15 protein-coding genes and 1 pseudogene are annotated in these 15,620 nt (G+C 34.7%); 4 read left to right on the forward strand and 12 right to left on the reverse strand.

Annotated elements, in window-relative coordinates; all coding sequences use genetic code 11:
* Together CD30_RS17220 and CD30_RS17225 are read left to right on the forward strand one after the other, a co-directional pair.
* Positions 1–277, forward strand: a pseudogene (locus tag CD30_RS17220) (hypothetical protein); the annotation flags it as partial.
* A gap of 41 nt (positions 278–318) precedes the next feature.
* Positions 319–558 carry an indolepyruvate ferredoxin oxidoreductase subunit alpha gene (locus CD30_RS17225; RefSeq protein WP_036179734.1) on the forward strand — a complete coding sequence of 80 codons (240 nt, stop codon included), beginning with the start codon at positions 319–321 and terminating at the stop codon, positions 556–558.
* Positions 559–611: 53 nt separating this feature from the next.
* Here CD30_RS17225 and CD30_RS17230 read toward each other — a convergent pair whose 3' ends face one another.
* Both CD30_RS17230 and CD30_RS17235 read right to left on the reverse strand, forming a co-directional pair.
* The gene (locus tag CD30_RS17230; protein ID WP_036179736.1) at positions 612–815 is read right to left on the reverse strand and encodes a hypothetical protein; all 204 of its coding nucleotides are present in this window, start codon (positions 813–815) and stop codon (positions 612–614) included.
* Between the two features lie 125 nt (positions 816–940).
* Complete coding sequence (locus CD30_RS17235) at positions 941–2,206, reverse strand: mechanosensitive ion channel family protein (protein WP_036179738.1); 1,266 nt, start codon at positions 2,204–2,206, stop codon at positions 941–943.
* Positions 2,207–2,357: 151 nt separating this feature from the next.
* Here CD30_RS17235 and recQ point away from each other — a divergent pair, with 151 nt between their 5' ends.
* Positions 2,358–4,475, forward strand: coding sequence for a DNA helicase RecQ (gene recQ / locus CD30_RS17240; RefSeq protein WP_235802086.1), 2,118 nt, complete (start codon positions 2,358–2,360; stop codon positions 4,473–4,475).
* Positions 4,476–4,531: 56 nt separating this feature from the next.
* Here the strand turns inward: recQ and CD30_RS17245 are convergent, their stop codons facing one another.
* The 10 genes from CD30_RS17245 to CD30_RS17285 form a co-directional block, all read right to left on the reverse strand.
* Positions 4,532–5,284 carry an NADPH-dependent oxidoreductase gene (locus CD30_RS17245; protein WP_036179742.1) on the reverse strand — a complete coding sequence of 251 codons (753 nt, stop codon included), beginning with the start codon at positions 5,282–5,284 and terminating at the stop codon, positions 4,532–4,534.
* Between the two features lie 130 nt (positions 5,285–5,414).
* Positions 5,415–6,176 carry an SDR family NAD(P)-dependent oxidoreductase gene (locus CD30_RS17250; RefSeq protein WP_036179744.1) on the reverse strand — a complete coding sequence of 254 codons (762 nt, stop codon included), beginning with the start codon at positions 6,174–6,176 and terminating at the stop codon, positions 5,415–5,417.
* 166 nt (positions 6,177–6,342) lie between these two features.
* Positions 6,343–6,798, reverse strand: a complete 456-nt coding sequence (locus CD30_RS17255) for a hypothetical protein (RefSeq protein WP_036179745.1) — start codon at positions 6,796–6,798, stop codon at positions 6,343–6,345.
* A gap of 3 nt (positions 6,799–6,801) precedes the next feature.
* Positions 6,802–7,674, reverse strand: a complete 873-nt coding sequence (locus tag CD30_RS17260) for a DUF3100 domain-containing protein (RefSeq protein ID WP_084078032.1) — start codon at positions 7,672–7,674, stop codon at positions 6,802–6,804.
* 34 nt (positions 7,675–7,708) lie between these two features.
* Entirely contained in the window at positions 7,709–8,905 is a 1,197-nt protein-coding gene (locus CD30_RS17265) for a M20 family metallopeptidase (RefSeq protein ID WP_036179747.1), read from the reverse strand.
* Between the two features lie 54 nt (positions 8,906–8,959).
* Positions 8,960–9,838 carry an NAD(P)-dependent oxidoreductase gene (locus CD30_RS17270; RefSeq protein WP_036179749.1) on the reverse strand — a complete coding sequence of 293 codons (879 nt, stop codon included), beginning with the start codon at positions 9,836–9,838 and terminating at the stop codon, positions 8,960–8,962.
* An 11-nt stretch (positions 9,839–9,849) separates the two neighbouring features.
* A complete protein-coding gene (locus CD30_RS17275) occupies positions 9,850–11,301 on the reverse strand; it encodes an aldehyde dehydrogenase family protein (protein ID WP_036179750.1) in 1,452 nt (483 codons plus the stop codon).
* An 81-nt stretch (positions 11,302–11,382) separates the two neighbouring features.
* The gene (locus CD30_RS20760; RefSeq protein WP_084078034.1) at positions 11,383–11,634 is read right to left on the reverse strand and encodes a helix-turn-helix domain-containing protein; all 252 of its coding nucleotides are present in this window, start codon (positions 11,632–11,634) and stop codon (positions 11,383–11,385) included.
* Between the two features lie 61 nt (positions 11,635–11,695).
* Positions 11,696–12,835 carry an IS110 family RNA-guided transposase gene (locus CD30_RS17280; protein WP_036179751.1) on the reverse strand — a complete coding sequence of 380 codons (1,140 nt, stop codon included), beginning with the start codon at positions 12,833–12,835 and terminating at the stop codon, positions 11,696–11,698.
* 192 nt (positions 12,836–13,027) lie between these two features.
* Positions 13,028–14,569 (reverse strand): helix-turn-helix domain-containing protein, encoded by a 1,542-nt coding sequence (locus CD30_RS17285; RefSeq protein ID WP_036179752.1) that lies wholly within the window; start codon positions 14,567–14,569, stop codon positions 13,028–13,030.
* 347 nt (positions 14,570–14,916) lie between these two features.
* Here CD30_RS17285 and CD30_RS17290 point away from each other — a divergent pair, with 347 nt between their 5' ends.
* Positions 14,917–15,552 carry a hypothetical protein gene (locus tag CD30_RS17290; RefSeq protein ID WP_036179753.1) on the forward strand — a complete coding sequence of 212 codons (636 nt, stop codon included), beginning with the start codon at positions 14,917–14,919 and terminating at the stop codon, positions 15,550–15,552.
* Positions 15,553–15,620: the final 68 nt, after the last annotated feature.

Consider the following 15,620-nt stretch of genomic DNA (forward strand, 5'->3'; position numbering starts at 1 on the left):
TCGTCGTGCGTACCGAAAGGTGCGCTGTTTTTTATATTTCGGGCTTACATCAAACTTGTTTGAACTAAACAAAATAGTACTTCAATTAGAAGAAGGTTTATTAGAAGATTATAAAAAATCAACAGATAATGATATTGACCAATACGAATCGTTACCGTTAGAAGAACAACAAGAACAAGATGAGAGCTACCATAATAAAATTGATTACTTAAGCGCTGTTAAAATTCGCGATAACATCAAAGAGATGCAAGAGATTATAAATTCATTAGAGAAATAATAAAGGAACAAAAAAATTTTTATAAAAGGGGGATTAATCGAATGCCGTTTGTCATAACATCTCGATGTGTTCAGGAAAAAGCAGCGGATTGTGTTGATGTATGTCCTGTCGATTGTATTATTGAAGGAGATGATCAATATTTTATTGATCCAGATATTTGTATTGATTGTGGTGCTTGTGAAGTCGCTTGCCCTGTACAAGCTATTTACCATGAAGATGAAATACCTGCTAGAGAACAACCATATATTCAAAAAGCGGTTGATTTCTTTAATAACCAATAATTTTAATATAAAAAGCTGTGTTACAAGTAATAATTAACACAGCTTTTTACTATTTAAGTTAATGGTTCATCTTTCATTCTTTGAATCGCATGTTTTCGGCGTTCATTTTTGTCTTTTAGATTTTCAAGCTCTTCTGGAAAAGCAAATTCCATACTAACTTCTGCTTCTCGAATGTTTTCTTCCGTATTCTCAATCATTTCTTCTTTACTTACAAACTTTGCTCTATCAAATTGATTCGGTTGATTTTGTTTAGCCATTTCTAAACCTCCATTACAAAATATAGGCTTAGTTTGTTTTTCTTTGTGAAATTTATACTATTGATTCATTCATCTCTGATTCACTTTTCTAATGTACTTTTAAATTCCTTCTATCGATTATTGATTTATTCCTTCTCAACATTATCCTCATTTATCGTTATTGGCAAAGCTATGGATTTCAGATCATTTCCCGTTGGCTTTTGGAAAAGTCGAATGCCAAACTCTGGTGCAACCGCAAAGAGATGATCGAAAATATCGGATTGAATTGACTCATATCTTCCCCATTCAACAGTATTTGTAAAAGCATATATTTCAAGAGGTACACCACTTTCACTTGGTTCTAGTTGTCTAACTAAAAGTGTCATATCATTTCGAATATCCGAATGGTTATACAAGTAATGATGTATATATGCGCGAAATACACCAATATTAGTCAATGCTCTACCATTTACTGAATTACTTCGATCAAAATTATTTTTCCAATTATATTCATTGATTTCTTGTTCTCGTGATTCTATGTAATCTGAAATGTAATGAATCGTTTTAAATTTCTCAATCTCATTTTGTGTACAAAAATTGATACTCGTTGCATCGATATAAAGTGATCGTTTAATCCTTCTACCGCCTGATGCTTGCATACCTCTCCAGTTTATAAAGGAGTCTGAAATTAATGCATAGCTTGGTATTGTTGTGATTGTTTTATCGAAGTTTTGAATCTTTACAGTATTTAAAGAAATATCAATAACATCCCCATTGGCACCATATTTTGGCATTTCAATCCAATCACCTACTCGTACCATATCATTCGTTGACAATTGCACGCCTGCAACAAGTCCAAGTATAGAATCTTTAAACACTAACATTAAAACAGCTGAAAGTGCACCAAAACCACTTAATAGAATAATTGGGCTTTCGCCTAATAAATTTGCAATTACTAAAATACTCCCTAAGATAAAAATAATAATTTTTGCGACTTGAATATATCCTTTAATTGGTCTCGCCTTTGAAACTTCAAAGCTTTGATAAATATCTTGAATCGCATTTAATAGACTATTTACTACAACAAGCATAATTATGATGATATATGCTATGGAAAACTTTTCAATAGCCTGTTGGTATGCTGGGAAAGTCGATGCAAAGTAATATATAATAATTGCAGGTACTATATGTGAAAGTCGATGAAACACTTTTCTTTCTAATAGAATATTATCCCATTTATATTTATTATTATTTACAATATGTGTAATTAAGCGGATGACAATTTTTTTCGTAATGAAATTCGCGATAACACAAAGTAGTAAAATAGATGTAATCATAATCGTGACTGATAAATAATGAACATAAGCTTGATCTACTCCATAAAAGAGCAGCTGTTTATTAATAAAATCCATGTATCTCCCTCCTAAGGTTCTATGGTAACAAATATTAAGGAAGATGTAATGCGATGGCATTTAATTCACTTTATAAATAGAAAATAAGTTACAATATATATAGAGAAACCCGTAATACAGAGGTGATTTCGTGTTAAACGAAGCAAGGAACATGTTACAACAATATTTTGGATATCCCAATTTCAGAAACGGACAAGCGGACATTATCCAAAATATTTTAAATCAAAAAAACACACTTGGGATTTTACCAACAGGCGGTGGGAAATCTATTTGCTTTCAAATACCTGCACTTGTCTTTCAAGGAACAACGATTGTCATATCCCCACTTATTTCGCTTATGAAGGATCAAGTAGATGCTCTATTATCCTCTGATATTCCAGCTACTTATGTAAATAGCTCACTTAGTCAAAGAGAAATAAATGATCGGTTGACGCAAATTAGACAAGGAGAATATAAGCTTGTTTATGTTGCACCTGAACGGTTCGATTCTGATTATTTTATAGACGTCTTGAATTCTATTCATATTCCATTAATCGCTTTTGATGAAGCACATTGTATTAGTCAATGGGGACATGATTTCAGGCCAAGCTATCGGTCCATCGTCTCTTCATTAAATAAATTACACCAAAATCCTATCATCGTAGCTTTGACTGCAACTGCTACACCAAATGTAGCCGATGATATTCGGTCATTATTACATATTCATTCCGACGATTCTTTTAAAACTGGCTTTGCTCGTGAAAATCTCTCCTTTCATGTGATCAAAGGGTCTAACAAAAGGGACTTTATCGTTAATTATTTAAAAAACCATACGAATGAGTCAGGTATTGTTTATACATCAAGCAGAAAAGAAACAGATGGGCTATACAATTATCTCAAAATGCAAGGATATTCCGTTTCAAAATACCATGCAGGTCTTTCTGAAGAAGAACGAAAGCTATCGCAGGAACAATTTGTTTATGATGAAACACAAATTATGATTGCGACCAATGCTTTTGGTATGGGCATCGATAAGCACAATGTAAGATTTATCATCCATTATAATTTGCCAAAAAATCTTGAAGCCTATTATCAAGAAGCAGGCCGCGCAGGGCGTGATGGAGAAGAAAGTGCATGTTATCTTCTGTTTTCCAAACAAGATATCCAACTACAAAAATTTCTCATTGAACAGTCCACTCTTGATATGGAAAAACGTGATCAGGAATATCACAAGCTCAATCAAATGGTTCTCTATTGCCATACAGAAGAGTGTCTTCAATCTTATATCATTCGTTATTTCGATCAAAACGAAACCGAAATGAAATGTGAAAAATGTAGCAACTGTAAAGATACACGTGAAAAGGTAGATATCACTCTTGAAGCCCAAATGATTTTCTCTTGCTGTAAACGAATGGAAGAGCGCTTTGGTGTGACATTGATTGCGCAAGTATTGAAAGGTTCCGCTCAAAAAAGAATCCGCGAACTAGGTTTTAATCAATTGACTACCTATGGATTACTGCGTTCACAAACGGAAAAGGAAATTACTGACACGATTAATTACTTATTAACTGAAGATTACTTATTTTTAACGGATGGAAAATATCCTGTTGTTAGGCTTACTGAGAAATGCATACCTGTTTTAAAGGGTGAACAAAGGGTTTGGATGAAAAAGGATGTCACTCCTATCATTGAAACTACTGATAGCAATGAAAGTGAAGAGTTATTCGAAATCTTACGAGCTTTAAGAAAGCAAATAGCTACAAATGAAAAGGTCCCACCATTCGTTATCTTTGCAGATACAACATTAAAGGAAATGTGTCGCTACTTCCCAATTGATGAAGAATCAATGCTGAGAATAAAAGGCGTGGGTCAAAATAAATTTGCCAAGTACGGAGAAGCATTTATAGAAAAGATTAAAGAGTTTGTTTCGGCTAACAAAATAGAAGCTTTAGAAATGCCACCATCTATAGATAGCTCGACAGTTGATAAACCAAATGATAAACAAAGTCACATTATTTCATTTGAAATGTATACAAAAGGAATGAGCATTGATGAAATTGCTAAAGAACGGAAATCTTCTAAAATAACTGTCCAAAATCATATTATCCGAAGTGCTGAAGAAGGTCATGAAGTTGCATGGGCTGAAATATTTGATGAGGAAACTGAACTAAGAGTTTTAAATGCCATTCAAGAAATAGACAGCGATAAGCTTAAACCCATTTGGGAAGCATTAAATGGTGAAGTTGATTATTTTACTATTCGAGCAGTAATCTGTAAAAATCAAACTTAAAAGTTGTTTATAAAAAATTCTAGCGCCTTCCTTTACTCGGTAGGCGCTAGTTACTTTTATTTAAAATGAAAACCCTGCTTTTTAAGTGTAGGACCAGTCACCTTAGCATAGGGATCGAATCTACTTTCATTGAAATGTGCCACTTTGCTAGACCAATCGCTTGTATCCTGTCCATTTGTTCGTTCAGACATATAGGATGAAATTGTTTTATCGTATTGATCGATCATTTCCATTTGTACTTCTGCATTATATTGTTCTTTATGATAGGTTGCTTCAAGAGGTAATCTTGGTTTTTGACTAGGGATGGTTTTTGGATAACCCATTGCTAACCCTACAACAGGATAAACAAATTCTGGTAGTTCTAATAGATCGATAACATCTTGTGGATTTTTTCTAATTCCACCGATTGGTACAATCCCAATCCCCATTGATTCAGCGGCTGCTACAGTAGTACCTAAAGCAATACCAACATCAGTTGATCCAACTATGATCGCCTCAACGTCATCCACAATTCGAAACTCTTTACCATTTTTTTCAGAAGCAAGTTTTGCTCGATAAAAATCAATACAAAATACAAGAAAAACTGGTGCTTCCTCAACCCATTTTTGATTTCCTGCAGCCTTTGCCAATTCCACTTTCTTTTCGGAATCTCTGACTGCAATTACACTCACTTGTTGCCCATTTGTCCAATTCGGGGCTGCCATTGCGGATTTCATAATTATTTCTATTTGTTCTTCATTAATATCTCTGCTCGTATCATATTCCCTTATTGACCGATGATTTCCTAATAACTTTATCACTTCATTCATTTTAATCACTCCCCACTTATACCCTACTAAAGTGTTGTTACACATTCAAATTATTTACAAACAAAGAGTACAAAAAAAGACCTAAGTCTGATTTACAGAACTTTGGTCTTAAATAAAAACTTTTGACATATTAAATTGCTGTCCAACCACCATCAACTTTAATTGTCTCACCTGTAATATAATTTGATAGGTCAGAAGCAAGAAACACTACTGCACCTGTTACATCAGACGGTTGCGATAGTTTACCTAATGGAATTCGTTTAAGTACATCCTCGTAAAATTCTTTATTATTAAACATCTTTTTCGTTAAGTCCGTCTCAATAAATGTTGGGGCTACTGCATTTACTTTTATGTTTTCTTTAGCCCATTCAATAGCAAGTGCTTTTGTTAACTGAACCATTCCACCTTTACTTGAACAATAGGCAGACCGATCTATATATCCAACAAAGGCCATTTGCGAAGCGATGTTAATGATTTTGCCATAGCCTTGTTCTAACATATATTTGCCAGCTCTTTGTGAACAGAAAAACGCCCCTTTTAAATTAGTATCTAATACCCGGTCCCAATCCTCTTCGGTTACTTCTAGTGCAGGCTTCGGAATATTTACTCCCGCATTATTTATTAATACATCAATCCCACCTAAAGTAGTAACAGTGTTATCTACCATCCGATAAATATCATCTACTTTTTGCATATCCGCAACTTCATAAAATGAATTTAGATTAAACTCCTTCAACTTATTCGTTGTACCTTCTAAATCCTGGGCATTTCTTCCTGATATCATGACATCTGCCCCTAATTTCGCAAAGGCTATAGCAATATCTTTTCCAATTCCTTTACTTCCACCCGTAATTAGGATTTTTTTCCCCTTTATCTCATCAAAGTATCCCATATTTCCCCTCCCTTTAGTATTATGGAAATCATATCAATGGATACCATAAAAAAACAATAAGTTGTTTTCCTCATAGTAAAAAAGCAGTTGAAAGTTCATAGAAACCAACCTTCCAACTGCATGAATCTTCTATATTCATTTTATTAATAATGTTAACTGTATATTATTAAATAATCCCTTGCATACGTAAAATAATCTCTGCAATTATGGCTGATCCCAAGAATGTCCCTAATAGGACGAACATCCCAACAATGATGGTTTTCCATCCTAATTTTGCAAAGTCAGTCCATGAACGGCCAATTGAAATACCTGCGTAAGCTAAAATAGGTGTTGCGATAGCTAGTAAATTTACTTTGGATGTCCACTCGACAATTTGTTCGGACCCCGGTACACCTGGAATGGTTATTATAAATGCTAAAATACCAATATAGGCAATACTCGGTATCCCTTTATAAGGATTTATCCTATGAATGATTAATCCGATTAAACTTATTAACGCTAAAACAATAATTCCAGGTAATGCATCAAGTGGCATAACATCATATCCAGCCCAGTTTCCGATTAGCACCATAATAGATACAATAACAAACAATATGACCCATTCTTGTAAATTTTTTAGCATAAATTATTTCACCACCTTTGATTTTGAATCATCATTTTCTTCCTCTTTTATCGCTTCAATTTCAGGCTCACTTACTAATTCAGTATTATTTTTATTTCTTCGTTTAGATAATACTTTGTATAGTTTTTCTGTTAAAGGTAACCCTATGAAAATACTTGCATATAAACCTGTAACAGAAGTTAATAGATTACTAGCCCCAGAAAATGCTGTTATAGTATCAGCCATTTCAGGAAATGCCGCAACTAGAGGGCCAAGCGAAGCGGCTGTCATACTTCCACTACCAACCCCTGTAGCCATTGCGAACGAAAATGGATGGAGAGGAAGTGCAGTAGCTAAAATACCTGATACTAAGCCTAAAAAGATAGAGCCAAATACAGTACCAAAAATATACATAGACATGACACCACGTCCTTCTGGAGAGGAAAGTCCAAATTTATCAGTTATTAAGGCAAGGTTCGGTTCTCGTCCAATTGAGTGTGTCATACCGATTGCTTCTCTTTTTAACCCCAAGAAAACAGCAATAGGAAGTGCTACTAAAATAGTTCCCAAATTTCCAAGCTCTTGAAGAATTAAAGCAGGTCCTGCTGCAATTAATTGAGGAAGTGCTGGCCCTGCTTGTACACCAAACTTTGCGATTAATAACGTTAGTGTTATATAAACTAGAGTTTCAGCGTTTTCAGACTGCTTTTTTGTTACGAGCGGTGTGAAATAAACGGCGATTCCAATGATTACTGCGTAAAGCATAGGAAGTAATAAAATGATTCCGACGCCAACAGGTATACTATGCTGGCCAATTAATTCTGTAATAATAACGATTGCTAATACTAAAACATGCAATCGCCAATCTTTCCATAAACCAAGTGCTTTCCCCTCCATAAACTTTCCTCCTTTTTATTGAAACTAATAACAGTTATTTCACTTGAACTTCCTTTGCATGTACTTGCATATATTCCAATGTGGCCATTCCAAGAATCTTTGCCGCTATCAAAAGTGCTCTTTCATCAATATCAAATTTGGGGTGATGGTGAGGGTATGACACTTCCCACTCTGGATTTTGTGCACCAGTAAAGAAGAAAGTTCCTTTTACATGTTGTAAATAGTAAGAGAAATCTTCACCGCCCATAACCGGTTCTGTTTCTTTTACAGCTGTTACATCCGGTATTTTTCCTGCTACTTCCGCTACGAACTCTGTCTCTTCCTTATGGTTAATAAGAGTTGGATAACCTCGAGTAAAAGTGAATTCATAACTTGCTCTAGCAGTTTCACATATTCCTTTAATGACTCTCTCCATCTCTTGTTCTATAAACTTACGAGTTTCTTCTTTAAAAGTTCTGACAGTACCAACCATTTGTGCATGGTCAGCGATAACATTGTATGGATTTTCTGCCACAAAGGAAGTAACGGATAAAACGGCTGAATCTAACGGATCAATTTTCCGACTTACAATTTGGTTTAAACTATTAATCAATTGACTACCAACCGCAATACTATCAACCGTTTGATGTGGGTATGCCCCATGGCCCCCACGTCCCTGTATACGAATATTAAACATATCAGGTGCTGCTTGAAGAGCGCCCGCGCGATAACCAATTTCACCTAATGGCATTTCTGCCTGTAAGTGTGTACCGAAGATGACATCAACATCATCTAAACAGCCATCTTCAATCATCGGAAGGGCACCACCAGGAGGTAATTCTTCTGCATGTTGATGAATAAATACTACCGTTCCATGCAGTTCTGGCTTCAATTTATTTAAAGCCTTTGCCAAACCTAGTAAAGTTGCTGTATGACCATCATGACCACAAGCATGCATAACACCATCGTTTTTCGACTTAAAAGGTAAATCTGTTTGTTCAACAATAGGAAGGGCATCAAAATCGGCACGTAATGCTACTGTTGGTCCTGGATGTGCCCCTTTTAAATAAGCAACAACACCATTCCCACCTACTCCAGTTCGCACTTTATTTCCTAATTTTTCATGATAATCCGCAATGTACTTTGCTGTTTTCACTTCTTTAAATGACAATTCAGGATTCTCGTGTAGATAACGACGTATTGCCACTATCTCCTCAAAAATTTCATCTAACCTAGCAAACAATGCTTGCATTCTATTAACCTCCTTTTATATTTAATATGTTCCCTTGATGAATTAGATTCTTAATCATCTCATCATTTCTACTAATACCTCGTAAACAACAGATGAATCTAAATTGCCTTTTCCTTTGTTTTTGCCTAAATGAAATAGTTGATGGGAACTATCACTGATAAAGGTAGAAACTTGATGGTTTTCTGCTAAATTACGATATAAATGAATATCCTTCGTCATATTTGATAAAGAAAATTTCACATTATCAAAAGTTTGATCAATGATATTCACACCGAAAACATCCATGGCTCGAGTCTGTCCGCTACCTTTCTGTAAGATTGAGGCAAGTTTCTCTTTCGGCACACCTGCTTTTTCACTTGTAAGGAATGCTTCACTTAATAACGAAATAACACCTGCAACAACCATGTTGTGACAAAGTTTTACCGTTTGGCCTGCACCACTATCTCCTAAATATTCAATATGTTCTCCTATAGCCTCTAGAACAGGAAGAATTTCTTCAAGTTTCTCTTTATTTCCCCCAATCATTATTGTTAATGTTCCATTATTTGCACCATCTGGCCCACCACTTAAAGGACAATCATAAAATTCAACACCCTTTTCTTGAGCAATTTGATATATTTGTCTCGTAATATTGACATCATTTGTGCTCATATCTAGAATGAATGTGCCTTGTTTCATGCGTTGAAGAACTCCACTATCTTCATTTAAAACAATTTCTTTCACTAAATCTGGTGATGTTAAAGATAAGATTAAATAATCAACCTTACTAGCTAAGTCTTCAGGTTTTGAAGCTGAGATTGCCCCATGATTTACTAAACTTTTTACCGCATCCTCATTAATATCGTAGATAATAACTTCGTAGTTATTTTTGATTAGATTTTTAGCCATTCCACTTCCCATTAAACCGCAGCCAATTACTCCGACCGTTGTCATACAAAGCCCTCCTATGCCTTAATGTAAACCGTTTTATATTCGGTCCAAAATTCTAATGCTGTTGAGCCTTGTTCACGCGGTCCTAGACTCGAAGCTTTTTTTCCACCAAAAGGATATTGGTTTTCAAAATAATTAGAAGGAATATTAACGTGTGTGACACCTGTTTGGATATGTTTAACAAAATGCATTGCCTTTGCTAAATCCTTTGTATAGATTGTGGAAGACAATCCAAATTCACTGTCATTTGCAACTTCTAAAGCTTTTTCATAGGAATCAACTTCTATGACCGCGATTACTGGAGCAAAAATCTCTTCTCTGAAAATTCTCATGTCTCGATTCACATTGCTAAAAACAGTTGGTGCTATAAAATATCCTTTATCTAACCCATTATCAATCAATCTATTTCCTCCACATTCAAGTACAGCTCCATCCTGAATTGCATCGGTAATATGTTCTAAGTACAAATTCAATTGATTCTCATCAATGATTGGACCATTATCAGAAGCTTCATCAAAGCCGTCTCCTATCGTTAGTGATTCAGCTGCTTCTACTAATCTAGAAATGACCTCTTTTGAAATACTTTTTGGGACAATTAATCTACTTGTTCCAGTACAACGTTGCCCATTATCGAAAAAGCCACTGATTACTACATTTTTAATTGTTTCATCTAAATCAGCATCCTCTAGTATAATCGACGCATTTTTCCCACCCATCTCCGCTTGCATTTTCCCTCCACGGTTTGTAACAGCCCTTCCGAGAGACATACCTACTTCAGTCGAACCTGTAAACGAAACGGCTTTAATCTTTGGATGATTTCCAATTGCACCTCCTATAACTCCGCCAGGCCCTGTAACCATATTTATAACACCCTTTGGTACGCCGGCTTTTTCAAATAATTCGATAATCTTTATGCTGATTAAAGAAGTATTGCTAGCAGGCTTAAAAACTACTGTATTTCCTGAAACTATTGCCGGTGCAATTTTCCAAACACCTATTCCTAATGGGAAATTATAAGGAGCAATGACACCAACAACTCCTAAAGGTTCTCTTACTGTATATCCAAAAATTTCTGGATCATTCGAAGGGATGGTCTCACCTGTTAAACGTGTTGCCTCACCGCTAAATTGTTTCATCGCTTCGATTGTTTTTTGAACTTCACCTAACGAATTTTTATATGTTTTACCGACTTCTTTTGTAATAATCGTAGCCAGTTCTTCCTTTTGTTCTTCTAGTAAGTTGATAAGCTTAAATAACACTTCTCCTCGTTCAGGCACTGCAACCATTGACCATGTTTTAAATGCTTTCTCTGCAGCTTCTATCGCTATCTCAACATCTCTTTGATCAGACTTTTGAAAATAACCAAGTATTATTTCAGCATTTGCTGGATTGATACTTGCATATACCTCACCCGATTTTGCTTGAACCCATTTACCATCTATATAATTGAAGTATGTTTCAGTCATTTAAATGCACCCTTTTTATATTTTTTGAATAATTTTAATATTCGAAATTGTAAAAATAAATGTGGCTAGTCACAAATTTAATCAATAATTTTTGTGACTAGCCACATATAATTGAGTAGCTATTACAATATCCACCCATTCTTTTTCATTATTCAGATCTATTTTTAAAATTTCTTCAATTTTCTTTAGACGATAATACAAAGTATTACCATGAATATGTAACTCTTTTGCTGTTTCCTTATGGTTTTTTCTGTGAAAATAATTTAACCTTTCGGTATTTTGAATAATCTTTTTTACATTAGGTAATTCTTTAAGTGACCTAAAAAAGCCAATAAGAAAGCAGAGCTACCTGTTCGGAGGTAACTTTGTATAAAATTATTTGGTTATGGTTATATTAAACTAATTGGGGTTCTTTATAAGGCTCCTTGTTTAATAACATGGAGTAAATAACCCGGAGCATTCGATGCGAGATCGCAACGAGTGCTTTTTTCTTGCCTCTTCGTGCGGCAAGTGACCAATATTTGTTAGCTAACCAACGATTTCGACTTCTCGATACAGCCCAAGCTGCTTCACACATTGCTGATTTAATATGAGGATTACCTTTTACTGTACGTGTACTTTTCCGTTTTCCTGCACTTTCATGATTACCAGGTGAAACGCCTGCCCATGATGCAAGATGTTGTGAAGTTGGAAATTGCCCCATATCTACGCCTATTTCCGCGATAATTACAGCAGCAGTATCTTTACTTATACCTGGTATCGTGATTAACAATTGTAGTTCATCGTGATAATTAATTAATAATTGGTCTACACGTTCTTCGATTTCTAAAATCAAGGATTCTAAGTATTCTATGTGTTGCCAGGATTGGCGGATAAGGAATATTTGATGTTCATTAATTGTCCCAAATAATGAATCCGTAATCCGTTGTTTCTTCGGAACCAACTTACCATGAATATCTTTTTCTACATCCGCTTCGTCCACATAACCTTGTTCAATTAAACGATTTAATAGTTTTCTACCTGAAACACCAAATACATCTGAGATAACGGTACTTAGTTTTACATTGGAACTTTCTAATACCTTTTGAATTCGATTTTTTTCTGAGGTTAAATGACCAATCCACTTCTTACGAAGTCTTGTTAAATCTCTCAGTTCACGAATATCTACCGGTGGAACAAAGCTTTTCTCGATTAAACCATGTCGTAATAACTTCGCAATCCATTCTGCATCAGAAACATCTGTTTTTCTTCCAGGTACGTTTTTAATTCGCTGAGCATTCGCTAATGTGATATCAAAGAAGTCTTCTAAAATGTTAAAAACAGGTTTCCAATAAACACCCGTACTCTCCATTGCGATGTGTGTAACTTCATGATTCTCTAACCATTTTAATAGTCGAAATAAATCTTTTGTGAGTGTAGGGAAAGTTTCAGTTTCTGTATACACGTCGTCCTCACGACTCCCTTTAATAACACAGGCTACAATCGTTTCAGAATGTACATCTAAACCTGCACACTTTTCAATAAATACCTCCATAAAACCACTCCAATATATAATGATCACAAACAGTGAGTGAATTTGAACATAAGCATTTTTCTGTACGTAGTCATCCTACTATCAAGTGGAGCTAACAAAGGGTTGAACACCAAACTCACTCAAACAGTTTTTATTACAGGGTCAAAGCCACCAAAAAAACCCACGTCTTACATCCTGTTTGTGTCATTACCATTATGAACCGAAGGTACTTATTTTCATGCCGGGGTTGGGTGTTAAAAACTCATGAATGTTTTTATTAATAAAACAAAGTAATGTTTCTACTAATAGTAAGTCCGTTTTTAATAGCTTTCCAAGCTTATCTTGAATAAAAATTTCAATTCTTTGAGGGTCAATTTCATGGAACAGCCTTTCAGTACCAAGTTTTGCATATTCAACTACATTGGATTTCTTAGTCATTTTAGCATAATTAATCGACTGTATCGCTTCGTTGTAAGAAATTGATATTTCCTGAATAGTTGTTTTCCGTCCGATGCCAATCAAAATTTGCTTATCTTTACCGGTAACTGCTACTATTTCATTTATTATTTGTTTTAACTGATCCTTCTTTACATTAGGAAGGACGACGATGAGCTGAAATGCATTTGTAACAATAAAGCCATTTCTACAAATGCTTTTGAGCATATTTTCAAAAGAAAGAACGAACCATTGTTTATCTGTTAATTTATTTTTATCCCACAATGGACTTTTTGAACCCTCAATGATAATGCATTGAAGATCACTTACATCATTCCATTGTAAATAGTGTAAAATCCTTTTTAAATCATTGTTTGTTAGGCCCTGTAATAGTTGATTAAAGATTTCATGTCTAAAATGAAACTCTTGTTCAAGAAGTGCACTATCTTTTGTTAATTCAAGGGCTATTGCAGAGCAGGCATGTTCAATAATCAATTGTTCAAATTCAGGAAATTGTTCAAAGGGGCGTTCAAGCTCAAGCACGCCTAGTATTTCGTGACCCCGCACAATGGGGTAATAATTGCTATCCTCACTATAAATATTAGTTTCATGATGCGTAACCTTTGAGTTTATTAGGTTTTCTAATAACGAAAGAATACGACCAATTCCTTCTCCATCAATGATTAATTGATAAAACTTTTTATGAGTGGAAATGGTTTTCGATAACATTTCATTTTTTTGGACTAAATTATGATAAACTCTAGAATGTTCAAGGGCTATGGCACTTTGATCCGCAATAATTTGAATTACCTCTAAATCAGCTTTCGAAAAAATCCCATCCTGGTTAAAATTATCTACGACAAGAACACCAAGGCAGGAATCCTGATAAATGATAGGAACGCAAAATGCGCTTTTTATTTTTTGCCTACGAACCCCATCAAAGTAATATTGATAATTTCTTTCTGACATATTACTCATATAAAAATCGATTTCCTGTTCGGATTTAAATAATTTAGCCTTTTTCTCTATAAAAACCTTCCCAGTAATGGACTCCCCCGGTAAGAATTCAATCCTTTTCAATGGTCCAATATCCACACCAATGGCTTCTGCCAATTTAAGTTTTCCAGTTTGCTCTTCATATAAATAAATCATAAAAGTATCTGTAACTGTAACCAATTCACTTGCCGCGGTTATTAAATTCTTTAATACTTCCTCTAACTTTAATGATTGAGTTAGCATTTTATTAATTTCTAACAATTTCTTCGCCTTAGGAAGTGTGAGGTAAGAATCGCTATTGGTATACCACTCACTGCTATTCATTAAAAACACCTTCTTTTAAGATAGTGCATTTGGATAATCTTAGTTTAAATTAGTTTAGCATTATTTTTCAAAATATTGTTTATTTTAGTCATTTTATCCTATTATCATTATTCTTTGTTTGGTACCTTATCAACGATAAAGAAACGAAATCCCTCCACATTTTATTAAATGGTCACAAGAAAATGTTTAGTGCATTTTCACTATTTCCAGTTTCACAAAACGATACTTTCTCCTGTTTATTTTTTGAATATTTAGCAGTTACTATATATTTGGGAACTTTTTGGTGAAGTAATATTACCTACCTGTTTCTTACAGAAACAAAGGTGTGGAGAGGAGCAGATTCGAAAATGAAATTTTTGTCATCGATATTGTATGCGTTTTTCATTCTACTCGTGATATCGGGATGTAGTGGCTCTAATGGAACTGAGGTTCAAAATGAAAATGCAACCGATACTGAAAATGCACAAGAAAATACTAAGGAAAATGAAACTGAGGAAAATTCAGATAATAATAATGAAGAATCGGAAGAATCTTATAACGAAGCTGATTTAATCGAGGCAGTTGAGACTGGACCTGTTTATCCTGAAGTCGACTTCCAAAATATAAACTGGTTCTTCGGAAGTCCAGACCGCCAACCAAATGGAGGTATTTGGGTTTATACAGCTGAGACTATACCTTCAGGATTCGATGATACAGTTGATTGGGAAACAAAGGATTTGTTACTTGTTCAAGTAAATGATCCTAAATATGTTGATCATGAAATGGAATTTAAAGCATTACAAATACTAGAAGATGATGTAGTGAAAATCATAGTAAGCCTTGAACCTGATGAATATAGCTCAGATAAAGAAGTCGCAAGAAGATATGCTTCGGTTGAAAAGGGGCAGTTAGAAGGGAAAAAATTCATCGTAGAAACGGTAGAAGGTGAGAAAGTAGATGTTGGTCTACAAGTAAAAACGAGCGAAATTTCTGGCAGTAAATAATCATAAACAAATAATAAAATAAATCGAGTAGGAAACTAGCCATTAATTGGCTAGTCGACCTCTCACAC

The organism is Ureibacillus massiliensis 4400831 = CIP 108448 = CCUG 49529 (genome assembly GCF_000772965.1).
GTDB lineage: Bacteria > Bacillota > Bacilli > Bacillales_A > Planococcaceae > Ureibacillus > Ureibacillus massiliensis.